The organism is Robinsoniella peoriensis (assembly GCF_000797495.1).
Taxonomy (GTDB): Bacteria; Bacillota; Clostridia; order Lachnospirales; family Lachnospiraceae; genus Robinsoniella; species Robinsoniella peoriensis.
Genome location: NZ_JTGN01000005.1, coordinates 257,895 through 274,849, shown reverse-complemented (window position 1 = coordinate 274,849; position 16,955 = coordinate 257,895). Strand labels below are relative to the sequence as shown.

The following is a 16,955-nucleotide window of genomic DNA, read 5'->3' as shown; positions in this document are numbered from 1 at the left end:
TGCAAAGCGGGAACGGCAGATAAGCTATAAACAATATATAATGACAGCAATTATATAAAAGAGCACAAGAAAGTACATAAAATCATAACGAAATACAATTTTTAGAAAATCTCCTTCGTATTCTGAAATATGGCTGACTGAATTTAAGACAGAAAATGAGAATATCCTTTATCGAAATGTAGTGCGGGATTCCCTATAATATTGTCTATAAGGTTAACCAATAAAGTTCAGAAGAGAAGGAGGTTTTTTTATGCGAAAGATACCAAATGGAAAGGGTATTGTCAGAAGGAAAATGCCGGAGGGAAAGAAGTTTTTCCTTGCGTCCGTTCCTTTCCTGATTTTGGTTTTCGCATTTGCTTATGTCCCGCTTTTGGGATGGGCATATGCATTTTTCGATTATCATCCCGGAATGTCATTGTTTGATTGTGATTTTGTGGGACTGAAGACATTTGCTAAGATCTGGGCAAATAAGTCAGAGTTATTCCGGGTAATGCGAAATACCCTGGCGATGAGTGCAATCTGTATTACAACAATGCCCCTTGCAGTCGTTTTTGCAATTATGCTGAATGAGATAAAAAATTCGAAATTCCGCAAACTGGTTCAGACCACCACTACACTTCCGAATTTCATCAGCTGGATTGTAGTATTTACACTGGCATTTGCAATGTTTTCTACCGATGGTATGGTTGCGGGCGTCTTTAAATCATTAGGGATAGAGAAAACGGTGAATCTGCTTGGTGACAACAAACATGCATGGGCATTCCAGTGGGCGCTGGCAACCTGGAAAAGCCTGGGGTGGAGTGCAATTATCTATATCGCATCCATAGCGGGTATTGACAGCGAACTTTATGATGCTGCTCATGTGGATGGTGCAAACAGGCTGCAGACCATACGGCATATTACCGTACCGGGATTATACGCAACGTTTTTTGTACAGCTTCTGCTGGCAATCAGCAATATGCTGAGTAATGGTTTTGAACAGTATTTTGTATTCTATAACCCGTTGACCGCAGACAAGATAGAAGTTCTTGACTACTATGTGTTTAAGATCGGTGTATTGACGAATGATTATCCCCAGTCCATTGCCCTTGGTATGTCAAAAACGATTATATCTGTCATACTTCTCTTCACGGCAAACCAGCTTTCCAAGAGGGTTCGCGGTGAGTCGATTGTATAGGAGGGGAATAGAATGATAACGAAAAGATTGAAATCGAAAAAAACATTGTCGGAAAGGATAGCAGATATTTTTATTTATTTAATCTGCATTTTACTGGTCATTATCTGCATTTATCCATTTTACTACGTAATAATTTATTCCATCAGTGATCCTGCACAGGCATCCAAAGGGATTTTCCTTTTGCCAAAAGGGTTTAACCTGGATACTTATAAAGGGATTATCAAACTGAACGACATACCGGGAGCATATCTGATCTCCATTCTCAGAACGCTGCTGGGAACCGGGATTACCATTATCAGTTCTTCTTTCTTTGCATACCTGGTTACGAACCAGAAAATGTATTACAGAAAAATTGTATACCGTTTTGTTATTATTACAATGTACATCAATGCAGGTTTAATTCCATGGTATATCACCATGAAAGCATACGGGCTGCAGAATAATTTCCTGCTTTATATTTTACCGGGTGCGCTTTCTGCTTATTATGTCATCCTGTTGAAGACTTACATGGAGTCCCTGCCAAAAGAGCTGGAAGAGTCCGCGAAAATTGACGGGGCGGGAATGATGACAATTTTTGGGAGAATTATTTTCCCACTGTCAAAGCCAATAGTGGCGACTGTAGGGGTATTCTCCATGGTGGGACAGTGGAATCAGTGGCAGGACAACTACTTCCTGGTTTCCGATGCAAAATTACAGACCCTGCAGATGGTGCTCTATAATTACCTGAATCAGGCAAACCGGTTTCAGAGCATGTCCAGTAATGCAATTGATGCATCCGCAGTAACCAGTTCCATTACACCTTCTTCGATTAAAATGTGTATCACGGTGCTGGTAGTACTACCGATTATGTGTGTATATCCGTTCCTTCAGAGATATTTTGTAAAGGGTATTATGATGGGAGCAGTCAAAGGATGATTAAAATAAGAAAACAATGATTAACGATATAACAATGATAACGATATAAAAATGGGAGGAATCATCATATGAAAAATAAATTAAGAAAAATAACGGCTTTATTATTGGCAGGAGCAATATGCATGTCTGCTGCAGCGTGCGGAAAAAGTGAAGAGAAGACGGATACAGGAAGTACTACAGCCGGTTCACAGGCAAGTTCTGATGAACCGGTGACCCTTACCATCTGGAATACAGAAGTTCTGACTCCCGGTATCCAGACTAATGAAGTAGCAAAGGAAATTGAAAAAAAACTGGGCATCAAAATGGAAATTGTACAGGGCGATGCTCAGAAATTCAGTATTCTGGTTGCAGGGGGAGATCTGCCGGATATCATCTATACCAATCCGGCTCAGCAGAACGTGGCATCCAACAATCTGATAACAAGCGGGCAGCTGATGCCCATGGACGAACTGATTGACCAGTATGGGGAAAATATTAAGAAAAATTTTCCGGACCGCCTGAAGTATTCTAAGCAGTTTGCAAGTAACGGAGAAGATAAGGTTTATTATCTGCCGGTTCTGGCATACCAGGCAAATGAAGAGCATCCCAATGTCAGCTATTCTATTGAAAATGTAGGATTGATGACAAGATGGGATATCTATGAGGCAATCGGATGTCCGGAAATTAAAACTACCGATGACTATCTGAATGTACTGAAAGAAATGCAGGAATATGCAAGGGAAAAGGATCTGGCAGACGGGAAGCAGATCTATGCAATTTCCGGATGGAGTGACTGGGGTCTATGGCCATGGTGGCTGGCAAATACCAGAGAAATGGGATATACGGATCTTGCCAACTCAACCATCTTTAACTATAAGACGAAGTCCGTAGAGGGAGTGTTTGCAAGTGATGCATTCTGGCAGTCCCTGGAATTTTACAACAAAGCTTATAACATGGGCATTCTGGACCCGGAAGCATTTACAATGAAAAATGATCAGTTCTGGGAAAAATGCAAGAACGGACAGGTGATGATGGCATATGCCAGCTGGCAGACGGAAGGTATTAATACATTTTTCCAGACGAACGGACATCCGGACTGGAGTTACCAAAAACTGCCGTACGACGGATATGATTATATTTCCGGTATTGTTTCAACAACCGCACCTCTTGGAAGTGGTATAGAGTATGCCACAGCGATTACCAAGAATTGTAAGAATCCGGAGAAAGCAATGGAACTGATTGATTTCATGAATTCAGAAGAAGGCGCCCGTCTGATTTACAGCGGAGTAGAAGGTACACATTGGACCAGTAAGGATGGCGTTGTGCAGCCATCAGAGGAATTTATTACCCAGTCTAAGACAGATCCGGATTATAAGCTTAATGTTGGGGTTAACCTTTACAATAAACTTTGCGGATTCAAAGATATCCAGGTACTTTCCGACGGATATCCGGCAGACCTGATGAAATCGGATGAGCAGAAAGCAGCCACAATTACCGATACAGATAAGAGCTACTGTGAATATTACTCCCAAAAAGAAGGGGGAGATTATCAATATCCGGGCCAGGTTCTCTATGATATGTGGCAGAAAGAAAAAGTCGATACGATCACAGATTTCTATCTCTATCCCACCTTGGTGCAGAGTCCCGATGAGGAAACACTCAACATCATAGCACAGTGCGAACAATATATGAATGTACAGGGTGTAAATGCAATTATGACGGCAACGGCAGAGGATTTTGCTGCCTGCAAAGAAGAGACATTGAAAGGTCTGGAGAGTAAAGAATACTCAAAAGCAACTGCGAAAATAGAAGAGCTGTATGCGGCTGCGGAAAAAGAAGCAGAAGCCTTCGGGATGAAATAAATGCAGTTTTGCAGATGCCGGGCAGCATGGAAAACCAATGCAATAGTATGCTTGTGCAGCAGAATTTGAGTATGAAATGATATATAACCGTATTGAAATTGCAGCAGGATATAAGGAGCAGAAATAATGAAAAATATAATGTTTAATGCAAATCACTCACCAATTGGCGCATATGCCAGTTTCACACTTGGATTCCCCGGCGCAGCCGGGGGTCCCGGGATGGAGCGCAGAGGACCTGCAGATACAAATGTTTATATCGGAGTGGAACGGCGTGAAGGAGGAAGCTATGAGAGCTTTCCCTTTTTTAAAAATGAAGATGATGAGAGTAAACAGTACGATGTGGAAAAAGAAGACACCCAGGAACAGGAAGGATATTTTGACCAGTTTCCGGCTTCTGAAATAGAGAGAGACTTCCGGGTAAGCAGCGATAGCTGGAAAGCCAGAGACATAACGTTCACCCTCTATAATCAGGTGGAATCCATACCGGATCCAAAATTCTGCGATGAGGAATGTCTGAAAGAAGTAATTGTACCCGCTGTACTGGCTGAGTTAACCATTGATAACCGCGGATGCCCCAATGGAAGAAAGGCATTTTTCGGATTTAATGAAGTAGAAGAACGGTATGGCATGCGTCCTCTTTCTTCGGGAAAAATGCATGGTGTGGGACAGGGGGGAAATCTGGCGGTTTTTACCCTGGATCAGGATGCCCATCCGGCGGGCGGATTTTGCCCCGAGTGTATCTTGGGAGAAGAGGATCGTGATAACTGGAACTTCCGGCTGGGAAAGACAGCATTACTGGTGCTGGATGTACCAGAGGATACAAAGAAAACCTTTCGCTTTGCAGTCTGCTTTTATCATGGCACACAGGCAACTTACGGGATTGATACAAAATATTACTATACCAGATATTTTCGTAACATTGAGGAAGTAGGCAGCTATGCACTTTCCGTATTTGACCGGATTGTGGAAAAATGCCGGGAAGCAAACCTGAGATTTGACAAGGAAAGCCTTACCCCGGAACAGCGTTTTATGTTGTGGCATTCCATAAAAAGTTATTACAATTCATCACAATTTCTGATCAAAGACGGAGAGCCGCTCTGGATCATCAATGAGGGCGAATTCCGGATGATGAATACCATGGATCTGACGGTTGATCAGTTGTTCTTTGAAATGAAAATGAATCCATGGACGGTCCGTAACGAACTTGATTTTTATCTCCGGAATTATTCCTATGAGGATAAGGTACGGTTTCCGGGCAGTGACACTGAGTATGAGGGCGGCATCAGCTTTTGCCATGACTGTGGCGTGGCGAATGTATTTGCACCAGAGGGGAGGTCTGCCTATGAAAAATGCCGGTTAACGGATTGCTTTTCTTATATGAGCCATGAACAGCTGGTAAACTGGACCTGCTGTGCCCTGGTGTACATAAAACAGACCGGGGATCAGTCATGGAGTGACAGCCGCAAAGAGACATTGAAGAGCTGTTTTGCCAGCATGGTTAACCGGGATCATCCCGATCAGCACAAACGAAACGGGGTTATGGGACTGGACAGCACCCAGACGAAAGGGGGCGCGGAGATCACCACTTATGACAGCCTGGATGTATCTCTGGGACAAGCCAGGAACAATATCTATCTGGCGGGAAAATGCTGGGCAGCTTATGTGGGCCTGAAAGATTATTTTGAAACGAACCGGGAGGCAGGTCTTGCCAAACAGTCGGCACTGCAGGCGCAGAGGTGTGCAGAAACGATACGGTCTCATATGACGGAAGGCGGATACATACCGGCTGTTATGGATGAGGATAATGATTCTAAGATCATTCCTGCAATTGAAGGGCTGATTTTCCCATATGTGCTGGATTTAAAAGAAGCCTGCAGAGAAGACGGCATTTACGGAGCATATATCCGGGCATTGAAAAAACATTTTGAAACAGTGATGCAAAAGGGAGTCTGTATCTTTTCAGACGGCGGATGGAAGCTCTCTTCCACAAGTAATAATTCCTGGCTCAGCAAAATTTATCTCTCTGAGTTTATTGCAGGAAAAATTCTTGGATTTGACCGGAAGACTTATATGGAAGAAGCAGACCGGGCGCACGTGGACTGGCTGACCCATCCGGAGCATTCATACTGGTGCTGGTCGGATCAGATTGTAAGCGGCATCATCAGTGCAAGCAAATATTATCCCCGTGGTGTAACAAGCATTTTATGGATGGAGGAATGACAAAAATGAAGGCATTTACTTACTATAGCCCCACCGAAATAATCTTTGGGTGCGGGAAGCTGGTAGAGACAGCAAAATTGGTAAAGCGGTTTGGAAATAAAGCACTGCTGGTGACTGGAAAAGGAAAATCCTCTGTAAATGCAGCCCGCCGGGTTCTTGAACTTTTGCAGGGGGCAGGTATTAAAACGGCACATTATGACGGTGTATCACCCAATCCTACTACTGATCTGGTAACAGAAGGCGCTGAAATGGCAAAAAAACTTGGGGCAGAGGTAATCATTGGACTGGGGGGCGGATCTGCAATGGACACCGCGAAAGCAATCGCAGTGGAGGCGTCACACCCCGGTACCGTATGGGATTATAACTGCCATACAGAGGGGCCCACAGATAAGACACTGCCGGTGATTGCAATCGGGACAACCGCAGGAACGGGTTCACAGGTGACCCAATGTGCTGTGATTACCCGGACGAAAGACAAGTATAAGTCTGCAGTCTGGCATCGGAATATTTTTCCCAAAATTGCAATTGTAGACCCGGAACTGACCAGGAGTATGCCAAAAGCGGTAACAGCACAAACCGGGTTCGATGCATTCTGTCATAATTTTGAGGCATATCTCTCGATAAATACCAGTTCAATGGTTGAACGGATGGCATTGGAAGCCATAGCAGCCATTGTGGAATATTTGCCCAAAGCGCTGGCAGACGGGAATGACATGGAAGCCCGTTCCAGGATGGCATGGGCGGATACCCTGGGTGGATTGACAAACGCCAATGCCGGTGTAACACTGCCCCATGGACTGGGCATGCAGGTGGGAGGCCACTGTCCCCAGGTGACTCATGGACAGGCACTGGCTGCGTTTTATCCCGCATTTACCAGATACACTTACCCCGCAGCAGTGGAGAAATTTGCTGCAGTAGGAAGAATTTTAAATCCCGGGCTCCAGTCGGAAACAGAAGACACAGCTGCGGCAAAATGCTGTAAGGAAATAGACCGTTTCTTAAAAAAGATCGGTCTCTGGACTGGCTATAAAGAACTTGGGGTTACCATGGAAGATATCCGTGAGATTGCAGACTGCGGACAGGTACTGGGCGATTATCTGAACAACCCGAGAGTGGCTGACATTGAGGAAATGTATGAGCTGCTGGTTTCCTGCTATGAGCGGGATTAGAATCTGGCACCTGCATGAAAGAAAAGGAGTGTAAGGCAGATGAACTGTTTAAGCAAGCAGCAAGTAAAAGACGTAATTGAAGGCAGAGGAGCAGCATCCAGACCGCCGATTCTCTATGATTTGTGGATCGGAGAGAATGTGTTTGGCTGGAATACAAAGGAAAGAGAAGCATGGCTTTCCGGTTATCCAAGAGATATTGAGGATGTGTTTCTGAACATTCCCGATCTGATTCATGCTCCGGCAGATGATCCGGATTACCGCTGGGCAGGCACAGATATGAAAGATATGGAGGAAAAAGGATGGGATGCCAGGATTTTAATTGAAGACTGGGAGAGCGGGGAAGCAGAAAAATTCTTTGAGACATTTCCGGATCCAGAGTATCCTGGGCTGATCCCGGAGAAGAAGCCCTCCGGAGAACGATATACCCTGGCAAGATGGTGGTATGGATTATTTGAACGCCACTGGTCGCTGCGGGGCATGGAAAATGCGTTGATGGATTTTTATTTATACCCCGATGAAATCCACCGCCTCTATCAAAAACTGACGGACTTCTATATACGGATTATGGAGAGAGCCTGCACGGAGATGAAAATCGACGGATTCTTTGTTTCAGATGACCTGGGAACACAAAACTCCCCGTTTTTTTCACTGGATATCTTCCGGGAATTCTTTAAACCCTATTATCAGCAGATATTCGGGAAGGCCCATGAACTTGGTACCCATTTCTGGCTTCATACCTGCGGAAACATTGAGTTGTTTCTTCCGGAGTTTATTGAAATTGGGCTGGATGTCATTCATCCCATACAAAAATATACCATGGATGAAAAAAGGATTGCCGCCGTATACGGAGATAAGATTTGTATTCTTGCGGGATTCGATGTGCAGCAGACGATACCTTTTGGAACACCGGAAGAGGTGAGAGAGGAAGTCAGGTATCTTCTGGATGCCTATTGGCGGGAAGATGGACGCTTAATGGTTACCATGGGAAACGGGTCAACGGAAGACTGGAAATTAGAAAGCCTTCGGGCGTTGTATGAAGAAACTGTGGGGTATGTTGGAATGTACGAAAGAACAAAAGTTATCAATACTGCAATTAACGGTTGACTTTATATCAAAACAGGGTGTAGAATGTACAAGCATAAAATATTAAGTGCCCGCTGCATGTGGGGTAAAAGGGAATTAGGTGTAGAATCCTAAACGATCCGGTCACTGTGATTGGTGAGCAAAGCCATAGAGAGCCATTGCATTTTTGTGAGAAGGCGTGTCTTTGCGTTATAACCATAAGTCAGGAAACCTGCTTAATATAGGGTTGGTATCTTCCGCAGAAAGTATCCATTCCATATACAGAGAAATAAGTCCATCAATATTCTTTGAGTGTGTCTGAAAAATGCTTGTATCTACAGAACTCTGACTGATCTGTCCAGTTAAGAGGGGTGAATGGTGCAATTATTTTTCAGAGACACTCCGGTCAGGGCCATCAGATAAAGTTTGCCCGGATTTCTGAATATTTTATGTGGCTTTTAACAAAATGTCTGCGATTACGCGGGCATTTTTTTTGTTTAAAACAGATAAGTATTTTCTTTTTAAAATATGGGATATGCGGTGGTATAAATAAAAACAAAGGAGAAATTCAGATGAAAAAGAAATTAGCAGTTATCGCACTGGCAGGCTTAATGGGAGTATTGACAGCCTGTGGATCAGGAAATAGTACGGCAGCAACGCAGGCGCAGACAGAGGCAAAAACAGAAGCTGTTACAGAGGCGAAAACAGAGGCAAAAACGGAGACAGAGACTGCGGCACAGACCGATAATAAAGCGGGAGAGTCTTCAGAAGGTTCTACAGATGTATCCGGTGAATCTGAAACAGCAGCGCAGTCAGCATCAAAATCAGAGACAGACCATTATCCGTTGACAATCAGTACTTTCAATTTTAATAAGGAACCCGTGGAAGAGACCTTTACGGAAGCACCGAAAAAAGTAATCACGGCATGGCAGAATTCCGTTGAGACAATGCTGGCACTTGGATTGGAAGACAACATTATTTCCATCATTGGGGTGAGCGAAGATGATATTTCGCCGTCTCTGCGTGAGGCTTATGCCAAAATTAAAGATAAAGAATTTAATGATTTCACGGATTCCAATGCAGCGATGAGCAAGGAAGCAGCCATTATGCTGGAACCGGACTTTATTCTGGCATGGAAATCCACTTTTTCAGACAAGTCCCTGGGGGACGTGGATTACTGGCAGGAGAATGGCGTTAATACCTATATGGCACTGAACTCCAATGATATCAGTGAAAACAGAACCGTAGACAATGAATATCAGGATATCCTGACTGTAGGAAAGATTTTCAATGTGGAAGACAAAGCCCAGGCACTTGTGGATGAAATGAAAGCGTCCGTAGACAAGGTAACCACAGCGACACAGGGCCAGGAGAAGAAAAAAGTGCTGATTATAGAGTTCCTCGGCGACACCATTAGTATTTACGACAAAACATCTCTGGCGGGGGATATGGTAACCAAAATGGGCGGAGAACTGGTGGATACCGCAAAGGATATCAGCGCCGAGGATATTGTAAATTTAGATCCGGATGTTATTTTTACGATCCACATGGATGGATATGGAGAAGGTGCAGGTTCAGATGCGGTAAAGAGTATCACGGAAAATCCGGCTTACAGCAGTCTGAAAGCAGTAAAAGACAGCCAGGTATTCCCACTGAATCTCAGCGATGTTTATACAAGCGGCATTCGTACAATTGACGGCTTAAATGCGATTGGAAAGGCACTGTATCCGGAATTATATCAGGATTAACAGTGGTAGTAACCGCAATTACCTTAATAAAATCGTATCGCAGAGGCTGCGGTACGCAAGGGGGTAGTCATGAAAAATAAGGCATCTTATGCCACACTATGTATTTTGCTGCTGGCTGCATTGGCAGCTACTATTCTGACGGCGGTCACGATAGGCTCTACTGGCATTACCGTCCGGGAGGTTTATCAGATTGTCATGTTTAAACTTTTTGGGATCGGTGATGCAGCCAGTCTGAGCTCCGGCAAAATTCACGACGTGGTATGGTTTATCCGCATGCCACGCCTGGTGCTGGCACTTCTGGTGGGAATGGGGCTTTCCGTCTGCGGCGTAATTATGCAGGCGATTGTGAAAAATCCGCTGGCGGATCCCTATGTGCTGGGAATTTCATCCGGTGCATCCCTTGGTGCAACTCTGTCGATTATGCTGGGGGTGGGAGTTGCTTTCGGAGCAAATACAGTGGGGATTATGGCGTTTCTGGGGGCTTTTGGCATCTCGGTAGCAGTGGTGATGATAGCAAATATAGGAGGACGGGCAAATTCTGTAAAACTGCTTTTAGCAGGTATGGCATTAAGTGCCGTCTGCTCTGCATTTTCTAATTTCATCGTCTATCTGGTTAATGACAAAGATAAAATCCAGACCGTCACTTACTGGATGATGGGAAGCCTGGCAGGTGCAAAATGGGAAAAGCTGCTGTTCATCGCACCTGTAATATTATTGGGAACCCTGTTTTTCTGGACCCAGCACCGCACTTTGAACCTGATGCTTTTAGGGGATGATGCTGCGATAACCCTGGGTACGGATCTGCATAAATGGAGACAGTTATATCTGTTGATTTCTTCAGCCATGATTGGATTTGTAGTATACAGTTCCGGAATGATCGGTTTCGTAGGTCTGATTATTCCACATATCGTACGCATGGTTGTTGGTACCGACCATAAAAAACTGATTCCTTTAAGTGCGCTGTTGGGAGCGGTTTTTCTGATCTGGGCAGATGTATTATGCCGTGTTATCATACACGGCTCAGAGTTGCCGATTGGCATTCTGACATCCATGATTGGTGCGCCTTGCTTCATCTTTTTGATGGTTCGTAAAAAATATGGGTTTGGAGGAAATAACTGATGGAAATAAGTACAAAAGATCTTGAAGTATTTCTGGAAGGTACCCGGATCATAAAAGGGATGAGTGTAGAAATTAAAGATAAGGAATTTGTCGGTATCCTGGGTCCCAATGGCAGCGGAAAAAGTACACTTCTAAAATGTATTTACCGTGTGCTGCATCCGAAATCAGGTGAAGTGCAATTAAATGGTAAAGCAATTCAAGCCTACTCTGTCAAAGAATCTGCTAGAGAAATGGCGGTAGTGGCACAGCACAATTATTATAATTTTGATTTTTCAGTTCAGGATGTTGTCCTTATGGGGCGTTCACCTCACAAAAAGGCAATGGAAAGAGACAATGCGAATGATTTTGGCATTGTCTCGGAGTCACTTGAAAAGGTAGGCATGAAAGAATTCCGGGACAGAAGTTTTTCAACACTTTCCGGCGGTGAGCAGCAAAGAGTTATTCTGGCAAGGGCTTTGGCACAGAAAACCAACTGCCTTGTTCTGGATGAACCTACTAATCATCTGGATATTAAATACCAGCTCCAGCTGATGGATATCGTCCGATCATTAAATCTGACTGTCGTATCTGCCATACACGATTTAAATATTGCAGCCATGTACTGCAATAAAATATTTGTTGTGAAAGATGGAAAAATCGTAGCTTTTGGTACACCAGAAGAAGTACTGACCAAAGAATTTATAAAAGAAGTCTATGAGGTAGATGTGGAACTGTTAAAAGATCAAGATGGGCTTTTACACATTTTATACAGACCGGGGTTTAAAAAATAATTATGAAAAAAATAGGAATGTTAAATTGCCTCAAGGCAAATGAAATATGTACAGGAGCAGCGTGTATGAAAGCGTTTTATGCACGCAGCAAATCATTTTCCCGTTACGCGAAAGAGGAAGCAGAGGTTGCTGTTTTTATGCGGTGCAACGGCTGCGAAAACGATCCGGCAACAGATAAAGGGATGCAGGAAAAACTGCAGCGCCTTGTGCAGGAAGGAATTCAGACCGTACATGCAGGGGTGTGTACAAAAGACCGGGATGGAAAGGAATGTCCCGTAATTTCCAGAATACTGGATATGATAGCAGAAAGTGGTATTGAAGTTGTACGGGGGACACATTAGATTTGGGATTTTAAATGGCAGGTTTTAAATGATAGAGTTTTAAATAATTGAGTTAGAAATGATAGAAAATGATGGAGGATGTGCAAAATATCATGTTGATTGATAGTTTGCGGTATCCTCTTTGCTATATATCAGATAAGCTATGAAGGGCGGTATGCACTGGTTTTCGTATAGGCTCCCGAAATTGTATCAGGTGAAGACGAAATGTTTAAAGTGTCACCAGAGAAGGTGAAACTGCAGGACAGACCACTGTCGGTGGTGACGTCATATTGGTTAACCGTATCTGTCATGATAAGCTCACCATAAAATCCGGATTCCGTCCCATCATTGTTTATGATGGTGCCCATGACATTTCCCCGCGCTGAGGTGTACCAGTCCGTATAAGAACTGATGCTTAATTTAATTGTCATGCCGTCTTTTGCCAGCTCATAGCTGCCGCTAAAATAATCCCCGGTATCTATCGGTTTTGTACCCGTACCATCTCCGTTTACCTCTGTGGCAACATTTTTTCCGTCTTTTTTATAGTAATGGACTTCAACGGTTTGATTCATTCTGACACCATCCGGTATGTTTATCACGGCATTGATTAATTCATATGCAACCTTGCTGTCTCCATGTCCCTCTTCCTGTAAGTACATGGTACTGCCTTCAATTCTTGTAACAAAGCCAGACGAGGTATACGAACTGGTTTCGGGGGGCACCGTCTGATTAGTTTCTGTTTTTGCTTCCGTTATGGCTTCTGTTTCCATGGGTTGTGTTTTTGGCGTTTTATTTTCATTCCCCGATTTCTTTTCGGAATCTGTAATTTTTTGATTCTGCCGGTCAGATTTTTTTGATTTCATATCGGCTGCCGGCGTTATTATTTTTTTCTGGTTTTCTGTCTGTGACAGGTCACTTTTGCCTCCGGTTTCTTTCTGGCTGTCGGAGGTTGCCTGGGCTTCTTCGGTATGTTTATCATTTTCGGAAGCAGAGGCAGGAATCTGATCATTGTCCGGTGAGATGAACCAAAATACGGATACAGCGGTGATTAATACAATCACGCATATAAAACTTATTATAGAAGTTTTTTTGTATTTCATAATTGACACAATCCTTTCTTTGATTACATTCTTACCAAAACTGCTGTGCAGAAAGGAGATTCCGGATTTGTTCCCGGCAAGATTAATCAGCGTAAGGGCATATTCCTGCCGCTTTTCTGCGCCCACCGATGTTATCACCTTTTCGTCACAGGACAGTTCCAGATCCCGGTTAAACAGAATCTGCATGATCCAGACAGTAGGATTAAACCAATGGATACACAGGGCAGCCAGTGCAACGATCTTCCAGAGATTATCATGGCATTTTATATGGACAAATTCATGCTCCAATACAAACCTAAGTGCATTGTGGTCAGTCAGGTCCATTGTACGTGGAAGTATAATTTTAGGCGAGAAAATACCATAAGTAACCGGTGTATTTACCCGGTCTGAAAGCAGGATTACAACCTTTCTTTTAAGCTGTTTTTCCTTCATCCAGTGGTTTAAGAATATATTGTGTTTTATGGGCAGTGCTTCCCGCAGCTTCCGATAGTCTCTATAGTATGCAATCATAAAAAATAGGGATAATGCAATCAAGCCAAATAACCATATGATTTGAAAAACAGGAATATTTTCCTGTTGTGAAACTCCCACGCCAGCCGAAAGATAAGTACCGGGGGTGCCTTTTATAAGTGGAAGATCCGAAACTCTCTGCTGGATAACCTGGTCTATTTGTTTTGGTACTGATGTAAATAAATTTGTTGTGATAAATTGAAAAGTGACAGTAAATGGAAAAAGGAGCCGCAATAAAACAATATCCCACAGTAAGACAAAAAACTTTTTTGAAATCCGGTTGATGTAAAGTGCCCGGACAACCATAATTCCGATAATCAATAATCCCCCTGAAATGCTCATCTGAAGAACATTCATATTTATTCACCTCATTTCAGCTTTTCAACTAAAAGCCGTAATTGTTCAACCTCATCATCTGTGAGATTTTTACCATTTAAAAATGCGGCAAAAAATTGTTCCTTAGATCCGTCGAACATTTTATCAATTAATTCCGTTGTCTCATAATTCTGCGCCTGTTCTCTGCTGATCATGCTGCGGCACATAAAATTCGGTTCATAACGTTCAATGGCTCCCTTTGCAATACATTTTTTAATCACGGTATAAGTTGTGTTTCTGTTCCAGCCGGTTTCATCTTTTAACATTTTTGCTAGTTGTCCGGCGGAAAGATCACCTTCCTTCCATAAAATCTCCATTACTTTTAATTCTGAATCGAAAAGTTTCATATCCATCTAAATACTCCTCTCACGTGACTACTACAATAGTTAACTATATTGTTATACTATCACAATAGTCACATGAAGTCAATGACTATTCTAGTAGTGAGCTAATTTCTTTTTCGCCACTTATTTAAAATGGCTGATATGATTGACAGCACGGGTAATTCAATTACAGGTCCAATTACCAATGCTAAAGAGATGAGGGGCTGATCCGGGAATGTGGCTACTGCAGCGATGTATCCTATCCCCCGGGTTGCCGTTGGACAGAAAAATGCAAAGTATAGGTAAGCACACATTCCTTACAAGGGATTACAGGCAGTTATCAGAACGGAGAATTGCCTTTTTTTCGAGTTTTTCTGCTATTTTTATTTACCTCTGGCATATTACTTATAAATAAAAAAAAGAACCCCAGGGGGAGCTTGTGTGACATATTGTTTATAGATATAATGGAAAAACACAACAGAAATGGGAGGAAATACAAATGAAAAAGAGAATGAAAACGGTCATTGCGCTATTTTGTATGGCAGCAATCTTATCAGGCTGCAGTGGTTCAGGCGATTCGGGAACAACTATCGCTAAGCAGAATGATAAAGCAGCACAAGGGCAGAGTACTGAAAGTCATAGCACCGGAGACAAAAATACCGGGAGCCAGGGAAAAGACAGTCAGGATAGCAGCATTCAGAGTTCCGAAAGCCAGGGTACCGAAAACAAAAATATGGAAGCGGGAGAGAAGGAAAGCAAGAAGGGTGATGACACAGACACTTCTGCAAAATCAGAAATTACTGTTGGTTTTTCTAATGATACGGATAGCTGGGATCCATGTACCGGATTTGGTTACACTGGTTCACCTCTCTATAGTACACTTGTTAAAATCAACGGAGATAATAAACTGGAGAATGATCTGGCTTCCGATTACAGTATGAGCGAAGACGGATTAACCTGGACATTTAAAATCCGGGATGGCGTTAAATTTACAAACGGAGAAGAACTGAATGCATCCGATGTTGCATTTACTTTTAACACAACAAAAGAAAAAGCCACTTATGTGGATTTGACAATGCTGGATAGCTGTACGGCGGTTGATGATCATACGGTAGAATTCAAACTCAATAAACCATGTGTGACTTTTATCTATACGTTGGCAGGAGCGGGTATTGTACCGGAAGATTCCTATACCGATAATTTTGGGATGGAGCCAATTGGATCAGGACCTTATAAATTAACCCAGTGGGATAAGGGACAGCAGTTCATTTTTGAAGTAAATGAAGACTATTACGGGGAACAGCCGGAAATTAAAAAAGCGGTGTTTCTTGTGCAGGAAGAAGATGCCCGCTTTGTAGCTGCCCAGTCAGGTGATGTGGACATTGCACTTACATCAGCAACGCTGGCAACTACGCAGATTGACGGTATGCAGGTGAAATCGGTAGACTCCGTTGATAACCGCGGAATTACAATGCCAACTGTACCCGATGAAGGAAAAGTTACGGAAGACGGATACAAAATCGGTAATAACGTAACTTCCGATCTTGCAGTCAGAAAAGCTATGAGTTATGGAATTGACCGTGTAAAAATCATTAGTGAGGCATTGAACGGTTTTGCAAACCCGGCGTATTCTGAATGTGACGGACTTCCCTGGTGGAACGAAGAGGATAAAATCGATACCGATATTGATTATGCCGTAAAAGGTTTGGAAGATGCAGGCTGGATTGATACAGATAATGATGGAATCCGCGAAAAAGACGGGTTAAAGGCTGAATTCAATCTGATGTATTTTGCAGGAGATTCCATGAGGCAGGCAGTAGCCATGTCTGTTGCAAACCAGGCAAAAGATAACCTTGGAATTGCGATTAATGTTGAAGGTGTAAGCGCAGATGACACCGTGAAGAGAATGTTCTCCGAACCCATGATCATGGGCTGGGGATCGGACAGCCCGATGACTTCCTATATGTTATTCCACAGCAGCAATGCCGGAAAAACTGATTTCTATAATCCTGAATTTTTTACAAATGAAACAGTGGATAAATATCTGGATACAGCTATGAATTCAAAGACATTTGAAGAATCACTGGAATGGTGGAAGAAAGCACAATGGGATGGGACAACCGGTACCTCCATGCGGGGTGAGGCACCCTGGGCATTCTATGTGAATATGTCGCATCTGTATTATGTAAAAGACGGACTGGATATCGGCAAACAGAGAATCCATGCACATGGCGCCGCATGGCCATTGATTGCAAATCTGGCAGAATGGAAATGGAATTCATAATGAAACTTTACGGGGACAGGCG

13 protein-coding genes and 1 riboswitch are annotated in these 16,955 nt (G+C 43.1%); of the genes, 11 read left to right on the top strand and 2 right to left on the bottom strand.

Features of this window, described 5'->3' with window-relative positions:
* Positions 1-250: 250 nt before the first annotated feature.
* From QR40_RS12100 to QR40_RS12055, 10 genes are all read left to right on the top strand, one after another.
* The gene (locus QR40_RS12100; protein WP_027292751.1) at positions 251-1,177 is read left to right on the top strand and encodes an ABC transporter permease subunit; all 927 of its coding nucleotides are present in this window, start codon (positions 251-253) and stop codon (positions 1,175-1,177) included.
* A gap of 12 nt (positions 1,178-1,189) precedes the next feature.
* Complete coding sequence (locus QR40_RS12095) at positions 1,190-2,092, top strand: carbohydrate ABC transporter permease (RefSeq protein WP_081820126.1); 903 nt, start codon at positions 1,190-1,192, stop codon at positions 2,090-2,092.
* A 68-nt stretch (positions 2,093-2,160) separates the two neighbouring features.
* On the top strand, positions 2,161-3,933 hold the full coding sequence (locus QR40_RS12090) for an extracellular solute-binding protein (RefSeq protein ID WP_044295181.1): 1,773 nt from the start codon (positions 2,161-2,163) through the stop codon (positions 3,931-3,933).
* A 126-nt stretch (positions 3,934-4,059) separates the two neighbouring features.
* On the top strand, positions 4,060-6,153 hold the full coding sequence (locus QR40_RS12085; RefSeq protein ID WP_044295180.1) for a glycoside hydrolase family 52 protein: 2,094 nt from the start codon (positions 4,060-4,062) through the stop codon (positions 6,151-6,153).
* Entirely contained in the window at positions 6,138-7,322 is a 1,185-nt protein-coding gene (locus QR40_RS12080) for an iron-containing alcohol dehydrogenase (RefSeq protein WP_242858505.1), read from the top strand. The genes QR40_RS12085 and QR40_RS12080 overlap by 16 nt, the downstream gene beginning before the upstream one ends.
* A 39-nt stretch (positions 7,323-7,361) precedes the next feature.
* Complete coding sequence (locus tag QR40_RS12075) at positions 7,362-8,426, top strand: uroporphyrinogen decarboxylase family protein (protein WP_052430817.1); 1,065 nt, start codon at positions 7,362-7,364, stop codon at positions 8,424-8,426.
* A 27-nt stretch (positions 8,427-8,453) separates the two neighbouring features.
* A riboswitch (cobalamin riboswitch) is annotated at positions 8,454-8,638 on the top strand.
* A gap of 318 nt (positions 8,639-8,956) precedes the next feature.
* On the top strand, positions 8,957-10,132 hold the full coding sequence (locus tag QR40_RS12070; RefSeq protein ID WP_160295801.1) for an ABC transporter substrate-binding protein: 1,176 nt from the start codon (positions 8,957-8,959) through the stop codon (positions 10,130-10,132).
* 69 nt (positions 10,133-10,201) lie between these two features.
* Positions 10,202-11,251: a FecCD family ABC transporter permease gene (locus tag QR40_RS12065; RefSeq protein WP_044295177.1), complete on the top strand. Its 1,050-nt coding sequence runs from the start codon at positions 10,202-10,204 to the stop codon at positions 11,249-11,251.
* Positions 11,251-12,021, top strand: a complete 771-nt coding sequence (locus QR40_RS12060) for an ABC transporter ATP-binding protein (RefSeq protein WP_044295176.1) — start codon at positions 11,251-11,253, stop codon at positions 12,019-12,021. The genes QR40_RS12065 and QR40_RS12060 overlap by 1 nt, the downstream gene beginning before the upstream one ends.
* 2 nt (positions 12,022-12,023) lie before the next feature.
* Positions 12,024-12,362 carry a CGGC domain-containing protein gene (locus tag QR40_RS12055; RefSeq protein WP_044295175.1) on the top strand — a complete coding sequence of 113 codons (339 nt, stop codon included), beginning with the start codon at positions 12,024-12,026 and terminating at the stop codon, positions 12,360-12,362.
* Between the two features lie 140 nt (positions 12,363-12,502).
* Here the strand turns inward: QR40_RS12055 and QR40_RS29800 are convergent, their stop codons facing one another.
* Entirely contained in the window at positions 12,503-14,308 is a 1,806-nt protein-coding gene (locus QR40_RS29800) for a M56 family metallopeptidase (protein WP_052430815.1), read from the bottom strand.
* Positions 14,309-14,319: 11 nt separating this feature from the next.
* Positions 14,320-14,679, bottom strand: a complete 360-nt coding sequence (locus QR40_RS12045) for a BlaI/MecI/CopY family transcriptional regulator (RefSeq protein WP_027292759.1) — start codon at positions 14,677-14,679, stop codon at positions 14,320-14,322.
* Positions 14,680-15,148: 469 nt separating this feature from the next.
* Between QR40_RS12045 and QR40_RS12040 the strand changes: the two genes are divergently transcribed.
* Positions 15,149-16,933: an ABC transporter substrate-binding protein gene (locus QR40_RS12040; protein WP_044295172.1), complete on the top strand. Its 1,785-nt coding sequence runs from the start codon at positions 15,149-15,151 to the stop codon at positions 16,931-16,933.
* The last annotated feature ends 22 nt before the right edge of the window (positions 16,934-16,955 follow it).

Bases quoted from the DNA above. Each gene is read 5' to 3' on its own strand.
- QR40_RS12100 (WP_027292751.1), top strand. From the start codon at position 251: ATGCGAAAGATACCAAATGGAAAGGGTATTGTCAGAAGGAAAATGCCG.
- QR40_RS12095 (WP_081820126.1), top strand. From the start codon at position 1,190: ATGATAACGAAAAGATTGAAATCGAAAAAAACATTGTCGGAAAGGATA.
- QR40_RS12090 (WP_044295181.1), top strand. From the start codon at position 2,161: ATGAAAAATAAATTAAGAAAAATAACGGCTTTATTATTGGCAGGAGCA.
- QR40_RS12085 (WP_044295180.1), top strand. From the start codon at position 4,060: ATGAAAAATATAATGTTTAATGCAAATCACTCACCAATTGGCGCATAT.
- QR40_RS12080 (WP_242858505.1), top strand. From the start codon at position 6,138: ATGGATGGAGGAATGACAAAAATGAAGGCATTTACTTACTATAGCCCC.
- QR40_RS12075 (WP_052430817.1), top strand. From the start codon at position 7,362: ATGAACTGTTTAAGCAAGCAGCAAGTAAAAGACGTAATTGAAGGCAGA.
- QR40_RS12070 (WP_160295801.1), top strand. From the start codon at position 8,957: ATGAAAAAGAAATTAGCAGTTATCGCACTGGCAGGCTTAATGGGAGTA.
- QR40_RS12065 (WP_044295177.1), top strand. From the start codon at position 10,202: ATGAAAAATAAGGCATCTTATGCCACACTATGTATTTTGCTGCTGGCT.
- QR40_RS12060 (WP_044295176.1), top strand. From the start codon at position 11,251: ATGGAAATAAGTACAAAAGATCTTGAAGTATTTCTGGAAGGTACCCGG.
- QR40_RS12055 (WP_044295175.1), top strand. From the start codon at position 12,024: ATGAAAAAAATAGGAATGTTAAATTGCCTCAAGGCAAATGAAATATGT.
- QR40_RS29800 (WP_052430815.1), bottom strand. From the start codon at position 14,308: ATGAATGTTCTTCAGATGAGCATTTCAGGGGGATTATTGATTATCGGA.
- QR40_RS12045 (WP_027292759.1), bottom strand. From the start codon at position 14,679: ATGGATATGAAACTTTTCGATTCAGAATTAAAAGTAATGGAGATTTTA.
- QR40_RS12040 (WP_044295172.1), top strand. From the start codon at position 15,149: ATGAAAAAGAGAATGAAAACGGTCATTGCGCTATTTTGTATGGCAGCA.